Below are 20,623 nucleotides of genomic sequence, written 5' to 3' on the forward strand. Positions count from 1 at the left end.
CCGTGCCCGGGCGGCTAGAACGCGCCGCCGAAGGTGAACTGCAGGCGCTCGAGTTCGTCGCCGTCCTGTTCGCGCAGCGGCATCGCGTAGCTGATCGAGATCGGCCCCACTGGCGCGCGCCACATCAGCGCAACGCCCGCCGAGGCGCGAAGCTCGCCGGCGTCGAAGGCATCGACGTCCTTGAACACGTTGCCGAAGTCCACGAAAGCGGACACGCGCGCGGCGGGCGAATCGAACAGCGTGGGGAAGAACATCTCGAACGAGCCCACGGTCTTCACCGCGCCGCCGATGACCTGCTGGTAGCTGCTGTTCCAGGCGGCCTCGCGCGGGCCAAGGGTGTTGTCGCGGAAGCCGCGCACCGAGCGCGCGCCGCCGGCGTAGAAGTTCTCGAAGAACGGCAGGCCGTCGGCCATCGCGGCGCGGGCTTCCGGCAGGTCATCCGTGTCTTCGGGGGAGTCCGGGTCGTAGACGGTGCCGTAGCGCGCATCGCCGTAGCTGTCGCCATAGCCGAACTCGAAGCGGGTGTTGAGCACCAGCGCGCGGGAAATCTGCCAGTACTTCGAGAACTCGTAGTTGAGCTTGTAGTACTCGGCGGTGGAGCCCGGCAGGGCGACTTCCATGGACACGCGCTGCAGGGTGCCGCGCGTCGGCTGCAGGAAGTCGTTGCGGGTGTCGCGGGCCCAGCCCAGCTCGGCGCGCCAGGCGTGGAAGGTGCGCTGCCCGATCACGTCGATGTAGTCGACGATCGACTGCGGTGAACTGCCGCGCCAGGCGAAGATCTGGTTGCTGTCGATGCCGAACATCGCGGTGATGGTGTCGTGCTCGGTCAGCGGGATCCCCAGCACCATCTGCGCCGCGCGGCTGGTCGAGGAGTATTGCGCGGTGTTGTACTCGGAGTTGTCGAACTCGCGCCACCACAGGTTGTAGCCCAGCGACAGGCCGTTGTCGCTGAAGTACGGATTCAGGTACGAGAACGAGTAACGCTGCAGGTAGACGTTGCGCTGGGCCTCGACCGAGACGCGGTTGCCGCTGCCGAGGAAGTTGTTCTGCGACAGCTGCACCGAGGTGGTCATGCCGCTGAGCTGCGAGTAGCCCACGCCGAACATGAAACTGCCGGACGTGGTCTCGGTGACGCTGTACTCGATGTCGACCAGGTCGTTGGTGCCGGGAACCGGCTTACTCTCGACGTTGACGCTGCCGGATTCGAAGAAGCCCAGGCGCTGCAGGCGCACCTTGGAACGGTCGATCGCCGCCTGCGAATACCAGGCGCCCTCGAACTGGCGCATCTCGCGGCGCAGCACTTCGTCCGCGGTGCGGGCGTTGCCCTTGAACACGATCCGGCGCACGGTGACGCGCGGTCCGGGCACGACCTGCAGGTTGATGTCGACGCGGCGGTTCTCGCGGTCCACTTCCGGGATCACGTTGACCTGCGCGAAGGCGTAGCCGATGTTGCTCAGCGTGGACGCGATCTGGTCCGAGCTGAACTCGAGCAACGCGCGCGAAAAGGTCATCTCGGGCTTGATGTACACCAGGCGCTCGATGTCTTCCTTCGGCAGCACGGTGTCGCCGGTGACCTCGACCGTATCCACGGTGTACACCTCGCCCTCGGTCAGGCCGGCGGTGATGTACATGTCGCGCTTGTCCGGGCTGATCGCGACCTGGATGTTGTCCTCGCTGAAGTCGATGTAGCCGCGGTCGAGATAGAAATTGCGCAGCTTCTCGCGGTCGCCTTCGAGCTTCTCGCGCGAATACTGGTCGTCGCGGCGGTACCAGCTCAACCAGTTGCTGGTGCCCGACTCCCAGGCCCCGGTCAGGGTCTCGTCGTCGAAGCTGTCGTTGCCCACCAGGTTGATGTGGCGGATGCTCGCCGCCTTGCCTTCGTCGACCTTGATCGTGACGTCGACGCGGTTGCGGTCCAGCGGCGAGACCGTGGGCGTGATCGCGACGTTGTACTTGCCGCGGTTGTTGTACTGGCGGGTCAACTCCTGGGTCACGCGGTCGAGCGCCAGGCGGTCGAAGGTCTCGCCCTCGGCCAGGCCAATGTCGCTCAGGCCCTTGGTCAGGTCCTCGGTCTTGATGTCCTTGTTGCCGGTGAGCGTGAGCTTGTTGATCGCCGGGCGTTCGGTGACCTCGACCACCAGGATGTCGCCCTGGCGGCCCATGCTGACGTCCTCGAAGAAGCCCGTGGCGTACAGCGCGCGGATGGCTGCGCCGACCCGGCCGGAATCGATGCTGTCGCCGCGTTCGATCGGAAGATAGGTGAACACGGTGCCGGCGCCGATGCGCTGCAGGCCGTCGACGCGGATGTCGGAGACCGTGAATGCGCCGGGGGCGAGGGCCGTGGCGGTTTGGGGCGGCATGCCGAAGGCGGCCAGCGGGTCGGCCGGCTGCTGGGCCCAGGCCGGCGCGGCGAGCGTCGAGGCGAGGGCGATGGCAAGCAGGCGGCGTTTCGGGAGTCGCGTCATCAATGGCGTCCGGGTCGGGCGTTTCGTGGGGGTGCGGCGCTGGGCGCGGCGGTGGTACATGCGGGCATCAGCGCACCAGTTGCAGGATGTCGTTGTAGAACGCCAGGCCCATCAGGCCTGCGAGCATGGCCATTCCGACATATTGCCCGGCGACCATCGCGCGCTCGCTCAAGGGGCTGCCCTTGACCAACTCGATAAGGTAATACAACAGGTGACCGCCGTCCAAGATCGGGATCGGCAGCAGGTTGATGATCGCCAGGCTCAGCGAGAGCAGGGCGAGGAAATTCAGGAACCAGGCGGCGCCCATGCCGGCGGACGCGTTGGCATAGCGGGCGATGGTGATCGGGCCGGAGACGTTTTCCATCGAGGCCCGGCCGCTGGCCATGCGCCAGACCATGCCCAGGGTATCGCGGGTGAGGCGCCAGGTCTCGGCGGCGGCTGCGGGAACGGCGGCCAGCGGGCCATGGCGCAGGGTGGCGTCGTGGACGGCCGAGCGCGGGGTGGGCTCGATGCCCAGGGCCCAGAAGGGTTCCCGCCCCTCCGCTTCGGCCAGCGTGGGCGCGATCTCCAGCGCCAGCCGCTCGCCGTCGCGCTCGACCTCGATCATGCCCTTTCCGCCCTGGGTGCCGAGTTCCTGCACCAGCGGGCCGATGTCGGCGAAGGCGTGCACGGCCACGCCGTCGATGGCGGTGATGCGGTCGCCCTCGGCGAGCACGCCCCAGGCCGCGCTGTCCTCGCGCACCCGGCCCACGTCCGGCGGCAGAACGAAGGCCTGCGGAAGCATGCCGATCGCCGCGATCGTGCGCCGGGCCTCGAGGTCCTCGGGCAGCGCGGACAGGCGCAGCGTGCGGACCGCCTCGCTGCCCTGGGCGGTGCGCATGCGCACCTCGACGTCGGAGCGGTCCATGGCGGCGGTGGTCAGGGCCATCGCCGCCTCGCTCCAGGTCGGGGTCGGTCGGTCGCCGATCCGGAGCAGGGTGTCGCCGCGCGCCAGGCCCGACTCCGCGGCGATGCCCTGGACCTGGCCCAGCACCGGCTGGTAGTCGGGCCGGCCGATCACGAACATCGCCCAGAGCAGGGCGAGGCACAGCAGCAGGTTGGCGATGGGTCCCGCGGCCACGATGGCGATGCGCTGCCAGACCGATTTGCGGTTGAAGGCCGCCCCGAGTTCGGACTCCGCGACGTCGCCCTCGCGCTCGTCGAGCATGCGCACGTAGCCGCCCAGGGGCAGGGCGGCGACCACGTACTCGGTGCCGTCGCGACCCACGCGCTTCCACAGCGGCCGGCCGAACCCGACCGAGAACCGCAGCACTTTCACGCCGTTGCGCCGGGCCACCCAGAAGTGGCCGAACTCGTGGAAGGTCACCAGCACGCCCAGGCTGACGATCATCCACCACACGGAACCCAGGAAAGTAGTCATTGCGTGCTCGTCAGTGGGCTTGGCGGGCGAGGGCGCGCCGGGTCACGTCGCGGGCGAGCGCGTCGGCCTCGCGCAGCGCCTCGAGGGACGCGGCGGGCCTGGCCGGCAGCGCTGCCAGCGCTTCTTCGACCAGCGCGGGAATGGACAGGAAGCCGGTGCGGCCCTGAAGGAAGGCTGAAACCGCCTCCTCGTTGGCGGCGTTGAGCACTGCGGGCGCCGTGCCGCCCGCGGCCAGTGCGTCGAAGGCCAGGCGCAGGCAGGGGAAGGCTTCGGTATCCGGTGGCTCGAAGTCCAGGCGGCCGTGGGCGAGCAGGTCGAGCCCGCCGACGCCCGATTCGATGCGCCGCGGCCAGGCCAGGCCGACCGCCAGCGCGGTGCGCATGTCCGGCAGGCCGAGCTGCGCAAGGGTCGAGCCGTCGATGAACTCCACCAGCGAATGCACCAGGCTCTGCGGGTGCACCAGCACGTCGATGCGGGCCGCAGGCAGCCCGAACAGGTGGTGGGCCTCGATCACCTCCAAACCCTTGTTCATCAGGGTGGCGGAGTCGACCGAGATCTTCGGGCCCATCGACCACTTGGGGTGGGCCACGGCCTGGGCGGGCGTGACGTCGGCGAGCGACGCGCGGTCGCGGCCGCGGAACGGGCCGCCGGAAGCGGTCAGCACAAGCCGGCGCACGTCCGTGCAGGCGGCATCGGGCGGCAGGCACTGGAAGATGGCGCTGTGCTCGCTGTCGATCGGGATGACCTGCGCCCCGTGCTCGCGGGCGGTGGCCATCACCAGCTCCCCGGCAAGCACCAGCGACTCCTTGTTGGCGAGCAGCAGGCGCTTGCCCGCGCGCGCCGCGGCAAGCGTCGAATCCAGGCCCGCGGCGCCCACGATGGCGGCGACCACGGTGTCGGTTCCACCGTCGGCGGCAAGGTCGGCGATCGCGGCCATGCCGGCGTGCGCGCGGGTCGGGAGCCCGGCCTCGCGCAGTCCGTCGCGGAGCCGGGGATACGCGGCTTCGTCGGCGATCGCGGCGTCGTCGGGACGGTGCTGGCGGCAGGCCTCGAGCAGCGCCTCGACCTTGCTGCCGGCGGCGAGCGCGCTGGCGCGCATGGCCTCCGGGTGGCGGGCGATGACGTCCAGCGTCGAAGTGCCGATCGAGCCGGTGGCGCCGAGGACGGCGACGCTGCGCATCAGAAGCCCAGCCAGATCTTGCCCAGCGCGAACACGGGCAGTGCGGCGAACACGCTGTCGAGGCGGTCCATGATCCCGCCATGGCCGGGAATCAGGTTGCCGGAATCCTTGGCGCCGACGTGGCGCTTGAGCAGGCTTTCAAACAGGTCGCCCACCACGGAAAACAGCACGGTAAGCAGGGCCACCAGCGCCACCAGCGGCAGCACGGGAATCCCGACGCCGATGATCCATGCGCCCAGGGTCGCCGCCAGCACGCCGCCCGCGGCACCGCCAACCAGGCCGGCCATGGTCTTGTTGGGGCTGATCCGCGGCGCCAGCTTGCGCTTGCCGAACGCACGCCCGGCGAAATAGGCACCGGTGTCGGTGGCCCAGACGGTCATCAGCACCAGCAGCAGCCAGGCGGGGCCGTCGTTGTGCAGGAGCGCCAGCGCGCACCACGCCGGGACCACGGCGAAGGTCGCCGCGGCAAGCTTGAACACGCGCGCGTTGGTGTCGTGGTCGGAGGCGAAGTCGTAGTGCACCAGCCACAGCATGGCCAGCAGCCACCAGATCACGCCCAGCACCACAGCAAGCTTGAACAGGACAAGCGTGGCGGCAGTGCCGCCGGTGCCCCAGACCAGGGCCACCATCAAAAGCAGGTTCAGCACCAGCAGAGCACTTCGCGCGAGCGAATCTTCGATCTCGGCCAGCGCGAACCATTCCCATAGCGCGGCGAGGAAGACGATTGCGGCAGCCAGCATCATCCACGGCGTGGGCAGCAGCAGAACGGCTGCGATGGTCCCCGGAGCCATGACGAGGGCGGCAAGGATTCTGGTGCGGGTCATGGGGTGATGGTATCCGTGGTTGCGCTGGAGGCCAGCTGCTCACCGGTGAGGCCGAAGCGTCGCTCGCGGCGGGCGAAGTCGTCGAACGCCTGTTGAAGCGTCGCTGCGTCCAGGTCGGGCCACAGCAGGTCGGTGAACCAGAGTTCGGTGTAGGCAAGCTGCCAGAGCAGGAAGTTGCTGATCCGCAGGTCGCCGCCGGTGCGGATGAACAGGTCGGGGGCCGGCAGGTCGGCCAGCGCCACGCGCGCGCCCAGCGCCGCCTCGTCGATGTCCTCGGGACGCAGGCGGCCTTCGGCAACGTCCACGGCCAGCGCACGCGCGGCGCTGGCGATGTCCTGGCGGCCGCCGTAACTGGCGGCGATCGAGAGCGCCAGGCGGTCGTTGCCGGCGGTGAGTCCCTCGGCGGCGTCCATGCGCGCGGTGATCGCGGCGTCGAAGCGGCTGCGGTCGCCGATGAAGCGCACGCGTACGCCGCGGCGGTGGAGCTCGCCCACCTCGCGGTCCAGCGCGTTGAGGAACAGCTTCATCAAGGCGCCGACTTCGTCGGCGGGGCGGCCCCAGTTCTCGCTCGAGAACGCGAACAGGGTGAGGGCCCCGACGCCGCGCTCAAGGCAGAAGTCGATGCACAGGTTGACCGCGCGCGCGCCGGCGCGGTGGCCGATCATGCGCGGCCGGCGGCGGCGCGCGGCCCAGCGGCCGTTGCCGTCCATGATGATGGCGACGTGGCGCGGGATGCGTGGCGTGGCGGGCGGTGCGTTCATCGCGACCCCCGTCAGACCGCCATCAGCTCCTGCTCCTTGGCCTTGACCACTTCATCGACGTCCTTGATGGCGTCGTCGGTGATCTTCTGGATCTCGCCCTCGACGCGGCGCTCGTCGTCCTCGCTGATCGCCTTTTCCTTCAGCAGGTCCTTGACCTGCTGGTTGGAGTCGCGGCGGATGTTGCGGATCGCCACCTTGGTGGACTCGCCCTCGGCGTGAACCAGCTTGCTCAGCTCGCGGCGGCGCTCTTCGGTGAGCGCGGGCAGGTTGATGCGGATGGTGGTGCCGGCGGTGTTCGGCGTCAGGCCGAGGTCGGAGGCGAGGATCGCCTTCTCGACCGCCGCGACCATGGGCTTTTCCCAGGGCGTGATGGTGAGCGTGCGCGCGTCGCTCACCCCGACCGAGGCGACCTGGGTGAGCGGCATGTCCGAGCCGTAGTAGTTGACCCTGAGGTGGTCGACCAGCGCGGTGGACGCGCGGCCGGTGCGGACCTTGGTCAGGTCGTGGCGCAGCGATTCCACGCTCTTCGCCATGCGCGTCTGCGTGTCTTTCTTGATCTCGTTGAGCATGGGCCGCGGGCTCCTGTTCGCAATCGGCGGATTATAGGCGAAGCGCGACGACCGCGACGCGCCGGAGCCTCACTGCGCTGCGTGACCGCCGCATGCACCGTCGCCGCGTTCGACCTGGAGGGTGGCGTGGTTGATGCCGAAGCGCGCCTGCAGGGCTTCGGCGGTGGCGCGCATGAACGCGTCGTCGTCGCCCTGCGGGCGCACCAGGTGGGCCGTCATCGCCACCCCGCCGGCGCCCAGCGACCAGATATGCAGGTGGTGCACCGAGGCGACGCCCGGCTGCGCGGCGATGAAATCACGCACCTCGGACGTGTCGATGCCCGGCGGTACCGCGTCCATCGCGGCGTTGAAGCTGTCCCGCAGCAGGCCGACGGCGCCCACCGCCACCACCACCCCGATCAGCAGCGCGGTCACCGGGTCCAGCAGCGCCCAGCCCCAGGCCAGCATGCCGGCGCCGGCGAGCACGGTGGCCAGCGAGATGCCCGCGTCGGCCATCAGGTGCAGGTAGGCGCCGCGGCGATTGAGGTCGTGGGCATGGCCGCCGCTCACCATCAGCGCGGTGCCGAAGTTGACGGCGATTCCGATCGCGGCGACCACGATGATGGTCATGCCCGGGACTTCGGGCGGGGCCCACATCCGGCGCAGGGCCTCCCAGGCGAGGGCTCCCGACAGCCCCACCAGCAGCACCGCGTTGGCCAGTGGCGAGAGCAGGGTGGCGCGGCGCCAGCCGTAGGTATGGCGCTCGGTCGGCGGCCACTGCGCGATCACCGCGGCGCCCCAGGCCATGGCCAGCCCGAGCACGTCGCCAAGGTTGTGCAGGGCATCGGACAGCAGGGCCAGGGAACCGGTCAGGAAGCCGTAGGCCGCCTCGACCACGGTGTAGCCCAGGTTGACCAGGGTGATGACGGCGAAGGTGCGCGTGGCCGTTCCCGGCGCAGGCGCGTGGTGGTGGCCGTGATGGCCATGGTCGTGGTGGTGGCGATGCATGCGCTCAGGCTGGCACGGGCCGCGCGCGGACACTATTCCAGCCGGCATGCCGCAGTCTTCCCGCGTGGCCGGATGCGGGAGCAGCCATGGCCGCTCCCGGAAGAAGGCCTCAGCCCCGGCCCTGGACCAGGGTGCCGATCGGCTCGCCCTTGAGGATGCGCAGCAACTGGCCGGGCTGTTCCATGTCGAAGATCCGCAGCGGCAGGTCGCTGTCGCGGCACAGGGCGAACGCCGCGGTATCCATCACCTGCAGGTCGCGACGGATGACCTCGTCGTAGCTCAGGCGGTCGAAGCGCACGGCGTCGGGATTCTTCTTCGGGTCGGAGTCGTAGACGCCATCGACCTTGGTCGCCTTGAGCAGCAGGTCGGCACCGATCTCGATCGCGCGCAGCGCGGCGCCGGAGTCGGTGGTGAAGAAGGGATTGCCGGTGCCGGCGGCGAAGATCGTGAGCCGGCCCTTTTCCAGGTGGCGGATCGCGCGGCGGCGGATGTAGTCCTCGCAGACGTCGTTGATCTTGATCGCGCTCATCACGCGTACCTTGGCGCCGAGCTTTTCCAGCGCGTCCTGCATCGCCAGCGCGTTGATCACCGTGGCCAGCATGCCCATCTGGTCGCCAGTGACGCGGTCCATGCCGCCCGCGGCCAGGCCCGCGCCGCGGAAGATGTTGCCGCCGCCGACCACCAGCGCGATCTCGGCCCCGGCCTGCTGCGCCTCGATGATCTCAGCCGCCAGGCGGTGCATGATCTTGGGGTCGATGCCGTAGTCCTCGTCGCCCATCAGTGCCTCGCCGGACAGCTTGAGGAGGATGCGGCGATAGGCGAGTTGCGACATGGTGGGTCTCCGGCGGTAATCGCGGGAATTCTAGCGGAAAAAAGCGAAGGGCCGCGGATTGCTCCGCGGCCCTTCGTGCGTGCATCGCGGTCCGCGGCGCGCGTCAGGCCAGGCCGGCCTGCTTCATCACTTCGGCGGCGTAGTCCTCGACCACCTTCTCGATGCCTTCGCCGACGGCCAGGCGCTCGAAGCGGATGACGTCGGCGCCGGCGGCCTTCAGCACCTGCTCGACGCTCTTGTCGGTGTCGAGCACGTAGGGCTGGCCGTACAGCGTGACCTCGTTGACGATCTTGGCGATCTTGCCGCTGATGATCTTCTCGAGGATCTCGGCCGGCTTGGCGCGGTCCTTGTCGCTCATCTTCGCCAGCTCGATTTCCTTTTCCTTGGCAAGGAAGTCGGCCGGGACGTCGGAGGCCTTGTTGTGCGGCGGGTTCATCGCCGCCACGTGCATGGCCAGGCCACGGGCGAGCTCGGCATCGCCGCCCTTCAGCTCGATCAACACGCCGATGCGGCCGCCGTGGACGTAACCGGCGACGGTGTCGGCGCTCTCGATCGAGGCCATGCGGCGCACCTGCACGTTCTCGCCGACCTTGGAGATCAGCGCAGCGCGGGTTTCCTCGACGGTCTGGCCGTCGAGGCTCGCGGCCTTGAGGGCCTCGACGCTGTCGACGCCCAGCGCGGCGGTGGCCACGGCTTCGCAGAACGCGAGGAAGTTCTCGTCCTTGGCGACGAAGTCGGTTTCGGAGTTGATCTCGACCAGCGCGGCGCGATTGCCCTGCTGGGCGAGGGCGACGCGACCTTCCGCGGCGACGCGGTCGGCCTTCTTGTCGGCCTTGGCCAGGCCCGACTTGCGCAGCGCCTCGGCGGCGGCGTCGATGTTGCCGCCGGCCTCGGTGAGCGCCTTCTTGCACTCCATCATGCCGGCGCCGGTGCGCTCGCGCAGTTCCTTGACCAGGGAAGCGGTGATTTCCATTGGGGACCTCGAATCTGTGGGTTTTCAAAGTTCGCGGCCGCGCATGGTGGCGCGGCCGCGTGTCAGGCGTGTGATGCCTGGCGCGTTACTCGGCGGCTTCGGGCTTGCTCTCGGCCGCCTCGGGCTTGGCCTCGACAGCTTCGGGCTTCGCTTCGGCGGCCTCGGGCTTGGCGGCTGCGGGCTTGGCTTCCGCGGCCTCGGCCTTCTTGCGGGCCGGCGCGCGGCGCGGCTTGTCGCCTTCGCCGCCTTCGCTGAACTCTTCCTCGCGCACGGTCGCGGCGCTCGGCGCGGCGGCCTTGCCCTCGAGCACGGCGTCGGCCGCGGCGCGGGCGTACAACTGCACGGCGCGGATGGCGTCGTCGTTGCCGGGGATCGGGTAGTCGACCAGGTTGGGGTCGTAGTTGGTGTCGACGACCGCGATCACCGGGATGCCGAGCTTCTTGGCTTCCTTGATGGCGATGTCTTCATGACCGATGTCGATCACGAACAGGGCGTCGGGCAGGCGGTTCATTTCCTTGATGCCGCCCAGCGAGGCCTCGAGCTTGTCGCGCTCGCGGCGCAGGCCCAGGACTTCGTGCTTGACCAGCTTGTCGAAGCTGCCGTCGGTCTCGCCGGCTTCCAGCGTCTTCAGGCGCGAGACCGAGCCCTTCACGGTGCGGAAGTTGGTCAGCGTGCCGCCCAGCCAGCGCTGGGTCATGTACGGCATGCCGCAGCGCTCGGCCTCTTCCTTCATCGGCTCGCGCGCGCTGCGCTTGGTGCCGAGGAACAGGATCATGCCGCGCTTCTGGGCGATGCCGGAGATGAAGTTCATCGCGTCCGAGAACAGCGGGACGGTCTTCTCGAGGTTGATGATGTGGATCTTGCCGCGGGCACCGAAGATGTACGGCGCCATCTTGGGATTCCAGTAGCGCGTCTGGTGGCCGAAGTGGACGCCGGCTTCCAGCATCTGGCGCATGGTGATCTGGGACATTGTGGTCATTCCTGATGGGGAACCCGGCCGCCGGAAGGGTGTGGCGGCTCACCGTCGCGGCCCGGGAGGGCGACAATCGGCGAAAGGTTCCGGGGTTGGGCCTCCCCGCTGCCTCCGTATCCAGATCCTTTGCCCTTGCAGGCTCGGGACACCCCGGAACGGGTGTTTGCAGCGGGTGTGTATTCGACGGTGTCGCCCGTCGTGGGCGGTGGGCGACACGGGGGCCGGACCACAACCGCGCGAGTATAGGGGCTGCGCGACCTGCCTGCAATTTTCCGGTCAGTAGGTGACGGTAACCGTCACCACATCGCGATAGGCGCCGGCGGGCACGGCCTGCCCGGCCGGGACGCGCCCGAATACCGTCAGGGTCTGAGCGCCCCCGGTGCCGGTGCCCTGCACGGTGTCGACGCCTGGCGTGGCACCCCAGCGCTGGGTGCGCGCAGCGTTGCGGTAGAGCTCGTAACCGACGTAATCGCCGCTGGTTCCCCGGCGCATGCGGCGTGCGGCGCCAGCCGCGTTCTGACCCTGGTCGAGCGCCATGTTCCAGGCCGTGCGACCGGTGCAGGTCATCGTGACCGAAGAATTGCGGTCGCGATTGGTGCCGATCAGTCCCGGCACGGCGCCGAAACTCAGGTTGGTCGCCGTGGAGATGACGCAGCGGTTGGGCACCGTGGCGCGTGCGAGAAAGGGAAAGGCGGACGGAGTTCCAGCCGTACCGCCAGTGCTGCACGACGCGGGGAAATCCGGTGTTCCGAGTATCTGTTCGTTGTACCGGTACTCGATGAGGGTATGCCCGGCGCCGAAGTTGTTGCTGAAGGTGCCGGCCGCCGCCGCCTGCGGCGCGATCCGTCCGTAGAGGGTGAATGTCTGGGTCTGGTTTCCGCCCAGCAGCGGGACCGCATAATCGAACTGGGCGGTGACCGGCGTAGGCGCTGCGGGCACCGGCCGTGATCCCCAGACGAGTGTGCGTGCGGGATCCCGATACACCTGGAATCCAAGAATGTCCCCCTGGGGGCTGACCAGGCGCCTGGGATTGTACTGGCCGGAGCCGGACGCGCCGGCCCCCAGGTTGAGACACATCAAGACCCGCGCGCGGGCGAGCAACGAGAGGCCGAAGGTTCGGCAGGTCACGCTGAAACTGCCCTGCACGTCGGTGGTGCCATCCGTAGCGACCGAACCGAAATCGAGGGTCGGCTGGGTGGCAGTGCACTCCGTGGTCGCCTGCGCGTACGGTGCGTACATCCAGAGCGCCGCGAGCAGTATCCAGCCTGCGTGGAGCCGTGCCCTTTCTGCGTGTTTCATGGTGCGCCTCCTGCAATGCAGCGCAGCGGTCCGATCCGCGGAATACCGGCGGCCGCTGTCGTTGGGTAGTCGAAATCCACTGAACACAGGTGCCCGGCGGCGTCTACCCGCAGGCTGTTGCGTGTCTCCAGGTGTTCGAAGTACGCCTCGCCGTCATAGCCCACGATCGCGTCGCCCGAGGCGCCGGCGAGCCTGGCGCGGGTGCCCAGCGGCATCGGGACGCCGTGTGCGTCGTGCAGTACGACCACGGCGGCGCGCACCGGCGTGAGTTCGAATTCGACGCGGGTCCCGGAGCGGTCGGCGGGGGAGGCGATCTGCTCCACCGCACCCACGCGGATGTCGGCGGGCAGGTCCATCGGGTCGATGGACAGCTGGTTGCGCTGCCACGCGTTCAGGCGCGTCACCAACAGCAGGCCGCGGTGGTCGGTATGGCCGACCAGGCTGTTTTCGAGCATCACCGGCACGCCGGCCTGATCGCCTGTGGACACCAGCGCGAACGCGTCATGGATGTCGCGAGCGGCGAAGGTCGCCCCGCCAAGCCGCACCAGGCTGCCGCTGGCCTGGGCGTAACCGTGCTGGTAATCGTCGAAACGCGCCACGCCCGCGCCGACGCGCAAGGCGTCACCTTGCCAGCCGAGCTCGGCCAGGCCGCCCGCGCCGTCTCCGGTGCGCGCCTGCAGGCGCCAGCCGTAACCGCCATCCGAGGGGACCGGACGCGACAGGTCGGCGACCAGTTGGTCACGACCGCGGTCGCGCTGCCAGTATGTAGACGCCTGTCTGTCAGGGCCCAGTGGCACCACGATGCCGAGGCTCAGGCTGCGGTCGGCACTATCGTCGAGGTTCTGGTTCACCGACGCATTGACAGACCACGCGCCTGCGAAGCTCGTGCTCCAGAACAGGCCCGCGTAGCGCGAGGTCTCGATTTCGCTCGGCTGCGGATGATCGAGCCGGACATAGCTGAGGCTGATGCTGCCAAGTGCGCTGCTGGTATGGCCGAGCATGGCCCGCTCGCTGCGTCGCGACGGCGGCAGCCCGTAGAGCGACGCGATGTCACGGTAGCGGCCGTTGGTGCGGCTGGTATCGAGCGAAGCATGGAAATGGCGGTTGCTCCACGCGTAGCCGAGCGTGCTCTGCGAGCCGCTGTCCGCGTCGTGCCGGCTTCGCGCGTGCGATGCGCCCAGCACGCCGCCCAGGCCAAGCAGCCAGACACCGCCGAGTCCCGCGTTGCTCAGGCTGTCGCCGACCTCTCCATGCGCTTCGAGCGTGAAGCGGTCGCTGAGGCCGCGGCGGTAGTTGCCACTGGCCATCGGCTCGCTGGCGTAGTGGAACGAGCGCACGCCATAGGCCTCGCGCACCACGCCCAGGCCCACGGACCAGTCGGACAGCCCGCGAGCGAGCAGCCGCTGGGTGGAATAGAACGGAAAGTCGAGCGTGCGCACGCGTCCGAACGCGTCCGTGATCACCATCTGCGCGTTGCCCGCGCCGGACACGCCCGGCGCCAGGCCCAGTTGGAACGGCCCCGCCGGCGCACTGCCGCTGTACTGGCGGATGCCGTTGACGTAGAGCTCGATGTCCGACGGCACCGACACTTCCCCGAGAAACTCCGGGAGCGGGGCGGTGACGCGGTAAGGCTGCAGGCCGTAGTTGCGGCCCACCTGGATACCGCCGATCCGCACCGGGCGCGTCCAGTCGAGGAAGCCTGTAAAGGTGTCGCCGAACGTCGCAGTGACGGCAGGTCCAGGGAACGAGAGCTCCCAGCTGGTGTCCAGTCGGATCGAATCGGTGTGCCACCCACGCCCGGGCTCGCTGTACCGGCGCGTGACCGCAGTATTGCTGAACACGCCACGACCCAGGCCGAACGCGCGCAGTTCGGTGGTGGCAGTTGCGTTGCTGCCGTAACTGCCGTCGCTGGCGTACAGGTCATAGTTGAGCAGCAGTCCCGGTGCCGATTCGGCTGCCATCGGCACCGGATCCGGATCGCGCCCCAAGCGTGTGACATCCAATGCCAGGAGGGGCAGCGGAACCTGGATGTCGACCTGCTGGCGAGCGGCATCGTAGGACACCTCCACGCCGGGCATGGCATCAAGCGGCGTCGGGAGGCGATCCGCCGGGCCGGGGTCGCGGAATCCCAGCTGTCGCAGCGTATCGGCTCCCGCATGGAGCCGCCCTCCACGAAGTTCAAACACCACCAGCTGCGGCAGGCGTGCGTGGTTCAGCCGGACCTCCAGGTGGACCTGCATTGGCGCCGGCGACCACATGCCCGCGCTCCCGGCGGGTGTGAGGGATGGAATCGCGGCGGCATTCTGGGCGTGGGCCAGCGGTGCGACCGCCAGCAGCAGGACGCTACCGGTCCAACGCCAGCGGGCGTCCAGCCGCTTCACCATTGATCCTTGCTTCAAACGCAACCGCAGGGTCTGCTGCGAGACCGTCAGGCAGCAGCCAGCGGCGCCATTGCCCAGGCAGCACATACCCCGACAGGCCGGGTGCGATCACGCGCCGGCTGCCGTCGGGCGCGACAAGCGCCAGGTCGGACACCTGTGCATGCCCGTTACCCGGATTGCGCAGTTCGATGTGCCGCCGGCCGTCCACGCTCGCCAGGCTTGCCTGCAGCATCGGGGCCGGGGCGACCGGCTCCTCGGGGGCGAGGAAGACCGGCATGGAATAGCGCAGCACGAAACGCAGCTCGGGACGCCCCTCGGTGGCCTCGTCGCGAGGCAGTGGAAGTTCGTCCACGACGACCCGGTAGCTGGTTTCGCGCGCGGGAGGCGGTCCGGTGCGGATCACGCGCACCAGCTGGTCACCGCCGGGCGGGAGCGTCAGCATCGGCGGGCTGATGGTCAGGTCGGCCGTTGGTTCCAGGATGTCCTCACCATCGGCCTGCGTCCAGCGAAAGACCCGGACCTGTGCGTGCAGGACTTCCGTACCCGTGTTTTCGAGCACGATGCCATCGGCACTGTGGCCTGCGGCGATCCTCACCGTCGTGGGGGACACCTGGAGGCCACTCGCGGCGACGACGCCTGGCACCATCAAGACAAATGCCAAGCAGACCGCCCCCCACGCCGGGCGGGACAGCGCGCTGTTTGGCACGATGATCAGTAGGTGATCGTCGCGGTCACGGTGTCGATGTAGCTGGCCGCCGGAAAGTTGGCGGACGGCGTCAGCCCGTAGACCTGGATGGGCTGCACCGCACCGGTCCCCGTGCCTGCCAAGGTGTCGGTACCGATGGTCTCGCCCCACACGGCGGTGCGCGCAGGATCCTGGTAGAGCTGGTAGGGCACGAGGTCGGCGCCGCTGCTCATGGCGCGCGCGCCAATGCCGGCACCACCGTCGTTCAGGCCCGCATCGAGCGCGATGTCGTAATCCGTGCCGGGAGTGCAGTTGACGTTCAGCTGGCCGGTGGCTTCGATGGCGGTGGCTGTCGAAGGCTGGGTGCCGAAGGCCACGTCGGTGGCCGCCGGCGTGTCGATGCTGCAGGTGCTGGTGATCGTGATCGTCACGTCGAACGTCGTGGACGCGCTCTGGGCATGCGCATTGGAGGCATGGGCTGCGCTGGCGATGACGGCGAGGCCCACGGCGAATTTCATCAGGTTCATTGCGTGTGTATCTCCGTAAAAAACAAGGTCATTCCATCGTGATGACCGCGGCGCATGGGTAGCGCGGCGGTCACATGTCAACAGGATGACCGTTAACGGGAGGCCGCATATGAATAGGTGGCCGGATCACGCTTTCGTGGGGGGGCGGGGGCTGAGAGGCGTCCTTGCTTGCGCGACCGGAGCCAGATCTGCGCCGAAATCGAAGATAATGTCAGGATGACCATCAAGCCCAAGACCCCAGACCAGATCGAGAAGATGCGCATCGCCGGCCACCTGGCCGCCGAGGTCCTGCAGATGATCGCCCCGCACGTGAAGCCGGGCGTCAGCACCGAGGAACTCGACCGCATCTGCCACGAGCACATCGTCAACGTGCAGCAGGGCACGCCGGCCAACGTCGGCTACCGCGGCTATCCCAAGGCCACCTGCATCTCCGTCAACAACGTCATCTGCCACGGCATCCCGAACGAAGCCAAGGTGCTGAAGGACGGCGACATCGTCAATATCGACGTCACCGTCATCAAGGACGGCTGGCACGGCGACACCAGCCGCATGTACTTCGCCGGCACGCCGTCGGTGATGGCCAAGCGCCTGGTCGAGGTGACTCGCGAGGCCATGTTCCGCGGCATCCGCGCGGTGAGGCCGGGCGCGACGCTCGGCGATGTCGGGCATGCGATCCAGACCTACGCCGAGGCCGAGCGCTTCAGCGTGGTGCGTGAATACTGCGGCCACGGCATCGGCCGCGTGTACCACGAGGAACCGCAGGTGCTGCACTACGGCCGCCCCGGCGAGGGTCTCGTGCTGGAGGAAGGCATGACCTTCACCATCGAGCCGATGATCAACGAGGGCGCGCGCCACACCCGCCTGCTGCCCGACGGCTGGACCGTGGTCACCAAGGACCGCAAGCTCTCGGCGCAGTGGGAGCACATGGTCGCGGTGACCGCCGATGGCGTCGACATCCTCACGCGCCTGCCCGGCGACGACAACGACTTCTGACATGGATACGGCCGCGCCAGCTGACGCCCCCGGGCGCATGGGCGGCGCCGGCGACGCGGGTTGGGCGCATGAGCGCCGCGACGCGCTGCTCGTGATCGACGACGCGCTGGCAGGGCGGTTCGATCGTGGTGCCGACGCCGTGCGCCTGGCCGCCGAGCGGGCGCGCACGGTCGACCTGATCGTCGCCGAAGCCTGGCGGCGCTGCGTGCCGGACGCGGTGGACGCCACCGACGCGCCCGGCATGGCGCTGTTCGCGGTCGGCGGCTACGGCCGCGGCGAGCTTTTCCCGCATTCCGACATCGACCTGCTGGTGCTGGTGGACGTGGAGCCCGACACCGACGCGGCCGGCGGCGCCGCGTTGTCGCGCTTCTTTGCGCTGCTCTGGGACTGCGGCCTCCCGGCGAGCCATTCGGTACGCACGCCCGAGCAGTGCACCGCGGCGGCGGCCGACATTTCCGTGATGACCGCACTGCTCGAGGCGCGGCCGGTCGTGGCCGGCGACGAAGCGCGTCTGGCGCTGGCGCGGGCGATCGCGCCCGACAGGGCCTGGCCCGCACGCGACTTCTTCGTGGCCAAGTCGGAGGAGAAGGACCGCCGGCACGCGCGCTTCGGCGACACCTCCGACAACCTCGAGCCGAACCTGAAGGAAGGCCCGGGCGGCTTGCGCGACCTGCAGACCCTGGGCTGGATGGCGCGCCGCGCCTTCGGCACCCACGAGCTCGAGCCGCTGGTGGCGCTGGGCCACGTCGGTGCCGACGAGGCCGCCGCGCTCGACCGCGAGCACCGCGCGCTGGCCCGGCTGCGCTACGGCCTGCACCTGGTCGCCGGCCGCGGCGAGGACCGCCTGCGGTTCGACCACCAGAAGCCGCTGGCCGCGCGCCTGGGCTTCGCCGACGACGCCCGCAACCTTGGCGTCGAGCAGATGATGCAGGGCTTCTACCGCAGCGCCGCGGTGGTGCGCCGCATCGGCGACCGGCTGCAGCAGCGCTTCGAGGAGCACTTCGACGGCGCCGCCGTGCCGGAGCCGGTCGACGCGGACTTCGAGCTGCGCCGCGGCTATCTCGCCGCGCGCGACCACGACTGGCCGCATGGCGACGTCGGCGAAGTGTTCGCGCTGTTTGCGGCCTGGGCGCGGCTGGGCGAACTGCGCGGGTTGCACACGCACACCGCGCGCGCCCTGGCCGAAGCGCTCGACGGGCTGCCCGCGCATACCGCCGCCGCGCCGGCGCATCGCGACGCGTTCATGGAGCTGCTGCGCGGGCCGTCGCCGGTGCGCACGCTCGAGCGCATGGCGCGCCTCGGGGTGCTGGGGCGCTGGATCCCGGCCTTCGCGCAGGTGTCGGGGCGGATGCAGTTCGATCTCTTCCACGTCTATACCGTCGACCAGCACACGCTGGCGGTGCTGCGCAACCTGGCCGCGTTCGCGACCGGCGTGCCCGACGAGCGCTTTTCGCAGGCGCACGCGGTGTATCCGACGCTGCACAAGCCCGAGCTGCTGCTCTTGGCCGGCCTGTTCCACGACATCGCCAAGGGTCGCGGCGGCGACCATTCCGAACTGGGCGCGGTGGATGCGCGCGCCTTCTGCCAGGCCCATGGCCTGGACGAGCCCGACACCGCCCTGGTGGAGTGGCTGGTGCTGCGCCACCTGCTGATGTCGGTGACTGCGCAGAAGCAGGACATCGCCGATCCGGCGGTGATCCATCGCTTCGCCGGCGAGGTCGCCGATCGCGAGCGCCTCGACTACCTGTACCTGCTGACCTGTGCCGACATCGCCGGCACCTCGCCCAAGCTGTGGAATGCGTGGAAGGACCGGCTGCTGGCCGACCTGCGCAACGCCACCCGTCTTGCCCTGCGCCGGGGCCTGGAGCATCCGGTCGCGGCCGCCGAGCGCATCGCAGGGACCCGTGCCGCGGCGGCGTCGCTGCTGGCCGAAAAGGGCATCGACCCGATGGATGCGGACGCGCTGCTCGGGCGCTTCCCGGCCAACAGCTTCCTGCGCGCGCGGGCCGAGCAGATCGCGTGGCAGGCGCTGGCCCTGCACGGGTCCGCGGTGGACGGCGAGGTGGCTGGACGGCCGGTGGTGAAGGCAAGGCGGGTGGCCGCCGGCAGCCCGGCGATGGAGGTCTTCGTGCACGACGCGGACCGCGATGGCCTGTTCGCGGCGATCGTGGTCACGCTCGACCGGCTGGGCCTGGCGATCCAGCAGGCGCGAGCGATCGACGGGCCGGGCGGCGGGGTGTTCGACAGTTTCCAGGTGCTGCCGGAAGACGCGCGCGCCGACTGCGAGCCGAGGATGGTCGCGCGCAAGCTGGCCGCGGTGCTGGCGGGGCCGCTCGACCGGGTGCGTCCGGCGCAGCGCACGCTGCCGCGGCACCTGCGCCACTTCCGCATCGTGCCGCAGGTTGAATTCGCGCCCAGCGCCGACGGCTCGGCCACCGTGCTGAGCCTGGTGTGCACCGACCGGCCGGGGCTGCTGGCCGACGTCGCGCACGTGCTGCGCAGCCAGGACCTGCGCGTGCACGACGCGCGCATCGCGACCTTCGGTGCCCGCGCCGAGGACGTGTTCCGGGTGACCGGCGAAGACAAGCAACCGCTGGACGAGGCGGCGTGCGCGCGACTGCGCAGCGCCCTGCTGGCAAGGATCGACGGAGAAGCAGGTAGATGAGCACGAAGAAGAAGCCCGCGGTGAAGAAGCCCGTGGCGAGTAAGGCGGCATCGACCGATGCAGGAAAGAAGGCTGCGGTGAAGAAGGCTGCAGCCAGGAAGGTTGCATCGACGAAGGTCGCACCGGAGAAGGCGGCGAAGAAGGTTTCCGTGAAGAAGGTCGCGGCGAAGAAGGTGCCGTCACGAAAGTCGGCTGCAGGCAAGGTCCCCGCGGCGGGTGCTCCGGCCGTCGCGCCGGGCAACGGGCCCGACCAGGAGCTCGCCTTCATGATCGACAGCGCCTGGCACCGGCGGTCGACCCTGACGCCCGAAGAGATCGAAGGCTCCACGCGACCGCTGATCGAGCGTGCGATCGAAGGGCTGGAGGAAGGCCGCCTGCGCGTGGCCGAGCCCGACGGCGCCGGCGGATGGACGGTCAACGAATGGCTGAAGAAGGCGGTCCTGCTGTACTTCCGCGTGCAGGACATGGAGGCCGGCGAACAGTACCCGGCGCCTTACTGGGACAAGATCCCGATGCGCTTCGAGGACTTCGACGAGGCAGCCTTCCGCAAGCTCGGTGCGCGCGTGCTGCCCGGCGCGATCGCGCGCCGCGGCACGTACATCGGTCGCGACGTGGTGCTGATGCCCTCGTTCGTCAACATCGGCGCGCACATCGGCACCGGCACCATGGTCGATACCTGGGCGACCGTGGGTTCCTGCGCCCAGGTGGGCAAGCATTGCCACATTTCCGGCGGCGCCGGCATCGGCGGCGTGCTGGAGCCGCTGCAGGCCTCGCCGACGATCATCGAGGACCATTGCTTCATCGGCGCGCGCTCGGAGGTGGTGGAGGGCGTGATCGTCGGCCACCACAGCGTGATCGGGATGGGCGTGTTCCTCGGCCAGTCCACGCGCATCTACAACCGCATGACCGGCGAGACCAGCTACGGCGTGGTGCCGCCGGGCAGCGTGGTGGTGGCGGGTTCGCTGCCGGCCGCCGACGGCACGCACTCGCTGTACTGCGCGGTGATCGTGAAGCAGGTGGACGCGAAGACCCGCGCCAAGACCTCGGTCAACGAACTGCTGCGCGGCCACGCGCTCTGAGCCGGGAGGG

Annotated in this window: 17 protein-coding genes; 3 read left to right on the forward strand and 14 right to left on the reverse strand. The window is 69.4% G+C overall.

Going from position 1 to position 20,623, the window contains the following annotated elements; genetic code table 11:
• Positions 1-14: 14 nt before the first annotated feature.
• From bamA to ACW7G5_RS05405, 14 genes are all read right to left on the reverse strand, one after another.
• Positions 15-2,465, reverse strand: coding sequence for an outer membrane protein assembly factor BamA (gene bamA / locus ACW7G5_RS05340; RefSeq protein WP_457002439.1), 2,451 nt, complete (start codon positions 2,463-2,465; stop codon positions 15-17).
• A gap of 67 nt (positions 2,466-2,532) precedes the next feature.
• Positions 2,533-3,885 (reverse strand): RIP metalloprotease RseP, encoded by a 1,353-nt coding sequence (rseP, locus tag ACW7G5_RS05345; protein WP_457002440.1) that lies wholly within the window; start codon positions 3,883-3,885, stop codon positions 2,533-2,535.
• 10 nt (positions 3,886-3,895) lie between these two features.
• Positions 3,896-5,080: a 1-deoxy-D-xylulose-5-phosphate reductoisomerase gene (locus ACW7G5_RS05350; RefSeq protein ID WP_457002888.1), complete on the reverse strand. Its 1,185-nt coding sequence runs from the start codon at positions 5,078-5,080 to the stop codon at positions 3,896-3,898.
• Positions 5,065-5,889, reverse strand: a complete 825-nt coding sequence (locus ACW7G5_RS05355; RefSeq protein ID WP_457002441.1) for a phosphatidate cytidylyltransferase — start codon at positions 5,887-5,889, stop codon at positions 5,065-5,067. Before ACW7G5_RS05355 ends, ACW7G5_RS05350 begins: the two co-directional genes overlap by 16 nt.
• Entirely contained in the window at positions 5,886-6,650 is a 765-nt protein-coding gene (gene uppS, locus ACW7G5_RS05360; protein WP_457002443.1) for a polyprenyl diphosphate synthase, read from the reverse strand. The genes ACW7G5_RS05355 and uppS overlap by 4 nt, the downstream gene beginning before the upstream one ends.
• A gap of 11 nt (positions 6,651-6,661) precedes the next feature.
• Positions 6,662-7,219 carry a ribosome recycling factor gene (frr, locus tag ACW7G5_RS05365; protein ID WP_457002445.1) on the reverse strand — a complete coding sequence of 186 codons (558 nt, stop codon included), beginning with the start codon at positions 7,217-7,219 and terminating at the stop codon, positions 6,662-6,664.
• A gap of 69 nt (positions 7,220-7,288) precedes the next feature.
• Positions 7,289-8,206, reverse strand: a complete 918-nt coding sequence (locus tag ACW7G5_RS05370) for a cation diffusion facilitator family transporter (protein WP_457002446.1) — start codon at positions 8,204-8,206, stop codon at positions 7,289-7,291.
• Between the two features lie 109 nt (positions 8,207-8,315).
• A complete protein-coding gene (gene pyrH, locus ACW7G5_RS05375) occupies positions 8,316-9,038 on the reverse strand; it encodes a UMP kinase (protein ID WP_457002448.1) in 723 nt (240 codons plus the stop codon).
• Positions 9,039-9,141: 103 nt separating this feature from the next.
• The gene (gene tsf, locus ACW7G5_RS05380) at positions 9,142-10,011 is read right to left on the reverse strand and encodes a translation elongation factor Ts (protein ID WP_457002449.1); all 870 of its coding nucleotides are present in this window, start codon (positions 10,009-10,011) and stop codon (positions 9,142-9,144) included.
• An 85-nt stretch (positions 10,012-10,096) separates the two neighbouring features.
• The gene (rpsB, locus tag ACW7G5_RS05385; RefSeq protein ID WP_457002451.1) at positions 10,097-10,981 is read right to left on the reverse strand and encodes a 30S ribosomal protein S2; all 885 of its coding nucleotides are present in this window, start codon (positions 10,979-10,981) and stop codon (positions 10,097-10,099) included.
• 279 nt (positions 10,982-11,260) lie between these two features.
• Entirely contained in the window at positions 11,261-12,283 is a 1,023-nt protein-coding gene (locus ACW7G5_RS05390) for a Csu type fimbrial protein (RefSeq protein ID WP_457002453.1), read from the reverse strand.
• On the reverse strand, positions 12,280-14,667 hold the full coding sequence (locus tag ACW7G5_RS05395; RefSeq protein ID WP_457002455.1) for a fimbria/pilus outer membrane usher protein: 2,388 nt from the start codon (positions 14,665-14,667) through the stop codon (positions 12,280-12,282). Before ACW7G5_RS05395 ends, ACW7G5_RS05390 begins: the two co-directional genes overlap by 4 nt.
• Positions 14,627-15,310: a fimbrial biogenesis chaperone gene (locus ACW7G5_RS05400; RefSeq protein ID WP_457002457.1), complete on the reverse strand. Its 684-nt coding sequence runs from the start codon at positions 15,308-15,310 to the stop codon at positions 14,627-14,629. The genes ACW7G5_RS05395 and ACW7G5_RS05400 overlap by 41 nt, the downstream gene beginning before the upstream one ends.
• Positions 15,311-15,375: 65 nt before the next feature.
• Complete coding sequence (locus ACW7G5_RS05405; protein ID WP_457002459.1) at positions 15,376-15,876, reverse strand: Csu type fimbrial protein; 501 nt, start codon at positions 15,874-15,876, stop codon at positions 15,376-15,378.
• A gap of 216 nt (positions 15,877-16,092) precedes the next feature.
• Between ACW7G5_RS05405 and map the strand changes: the two genes are divergently transcribed.
• The 3 genes from map to dapD are packed head-to-tail and all read left to right on the forward strand — an operon-like array spanning position 16,093 to position 20,613.
• A complete protein-coding gene (map, locus tag ACW7G5_RS05410) occupies positions 16,093-16,869 on the forward strand; it encodes a type I methionyl aminopeptidase (protein ID WP_457002461.1) in 777 nt (258 codons plus the stop codon).
• Between the two features lies 1 nt (position 16,870).
• Complete coding sequence (gene glnD, locus ACW7G5_RS05415) at positions 16,871-19,534, forward strand: [protein-PII] uridylyltransferase (protein WP_457002463.1); 2,664 nt, start codon at positions 16,871-16,873, stop codon at positions 19,532-19,534.
• Positions 19,531-20,613: a 2,3,4,5-tetrahydropyridine-2,6-dicarboxylate N-succinyltransferase gene (gene dapD, locus ACW7G5_RS05420; protein WP_457002465.1), complete on the forward strand. Its 1,083-nt coding sequence runs from the start codon at positions 19,531-19,533 to the stop codon at positions 20,611-20,613. The genes glnD and dapD overlap by 4 nt, the downstream gene beginning before the upstream one ends.
• Positions 20,614-20,623 lie beyond the last annotated feature (10 nt).

It is taken from the genome of Luteimonas sp. A501 (assembly GCF_054052085.1).

What these genes read in the sequence shown, in the direction of transcription:
- bamA (WP_457002439.1), bottom strand. Translation starts at nt 2,465, where the DNA reads ATGACGCGACTCCCGAAACGCCGCCTGCTTGCCATCGCCCTCGCCTCG.
- rseP (WP_457002440.1), bottom strand. Translation starts at nt 3,885, where the DNA reads ATGACTACTTTCCTGGGTTCCGTGTGGTGGATGATCGTCAGCCTGGGC.
- ACW7G5_RS05355 (WP_457002441.1), bottom strand. Translation starts at nt 5,889, where the DNA reads ATGACCCGCACCAGAATCCTTGCCGCCCTCGTCATGGCTCCGGGGACC.
- uppS (WP_457002443.1), bottom strand. Translation starts at nt 6,650, where the DNA reads ATGAACGCACCGCCCGCCACGCCACGCATCCCGCGCCACGTCGCCATC.
- frr (WP_457002445.1), bottom strand. Translation starts at nt 7,219, where the DNA reads ATGCTCAACGAGATCAAGAAAGACACGCAGACGCGCATGGCGAAGAGC.
- ACW7G5_RS05370 (WP_457002446.1), bottom strand. Translation starts at nt 8,206, where the DNA reads ATGCATCGCCACCACCACGACCATGGCCATCACGGCCACCACCACGCG.
- pyrH (WP_457002448.1), bottom strand. Translation starts at nt 9,038, where the DNA reads ATGTCGCAACTCGCCTATCGCCGCATCCTCCTCAAGCTGTCCGGCGAG.
- tsf (WP_457002449.1), bottom strand. Translation starts at nt 10,011, where the DNA reads ATGGAAATCACCGCTTCCCTGGTCAAGGAACTGCGCGAGCGCACCGGC.
- rpsB (WP_457002451.1), bottom strand. Translation starts at nt 10,981, where the DNA reads ATGTCCCAGATCACCATGCGCCAGATGCTGGAAGCCGGCGTCCACTTC.
- ACW7G5_RS05390 (WP_457002453.1), bottom strand. Translation starts at nt 12,283, where the DNA reads ATGAAACACGCAGAAAGGGCACGGCTCCACGCAGGCTGGATACTGCTC.
- ACW7G5_RS05395 (WP_457002455.1), bottom strand. Translation starts at nt 14,667, where the DNA reads ATGGTGAAGCGGCTGGACGCCCGCTGGCGTTGGACCGGTAGCGTCCTG.
- ACW7G5_RS05400 (WP_457002457.1), bottom strand. Translation starts at nt 15,310, where the DNA reads ATGGTGCCAGGCGTCGTCGCCGCGAGTGGCCTCCAGGTGTCCCCCACG.
- ACW7G5_RS05405 (WP_457002459.1), bottom strand. Translation starts at nt 15,876, where the DNA reads ATGAACCTGATGAAATTCGCCGTGGGCCTCGCCGTCATCGCCAGCGCA.
- map (WP_457002461.1), top strand. Translation starts at nt 16,093, where the DNA reads ATGACCATCAAGCCCAAGACCCCAGACCAGATCGAGAAGATGCGCATC.
- glnD (WP_457002463.1), top strand. Translation starts at nt 16,871, where the DNA reads ATGGATACGGCCGCGCCAGCTGACGCCCCCGGGCGCATGGGCGGCGCC.
- dapD (WP_457002465.1), top strand. Translation starts at nt 19,531, where the DNA reads ATGAGCACGAAGAAGAAGCCCGCGGTGAAGAAGCCCGTGGCGAGTAAG.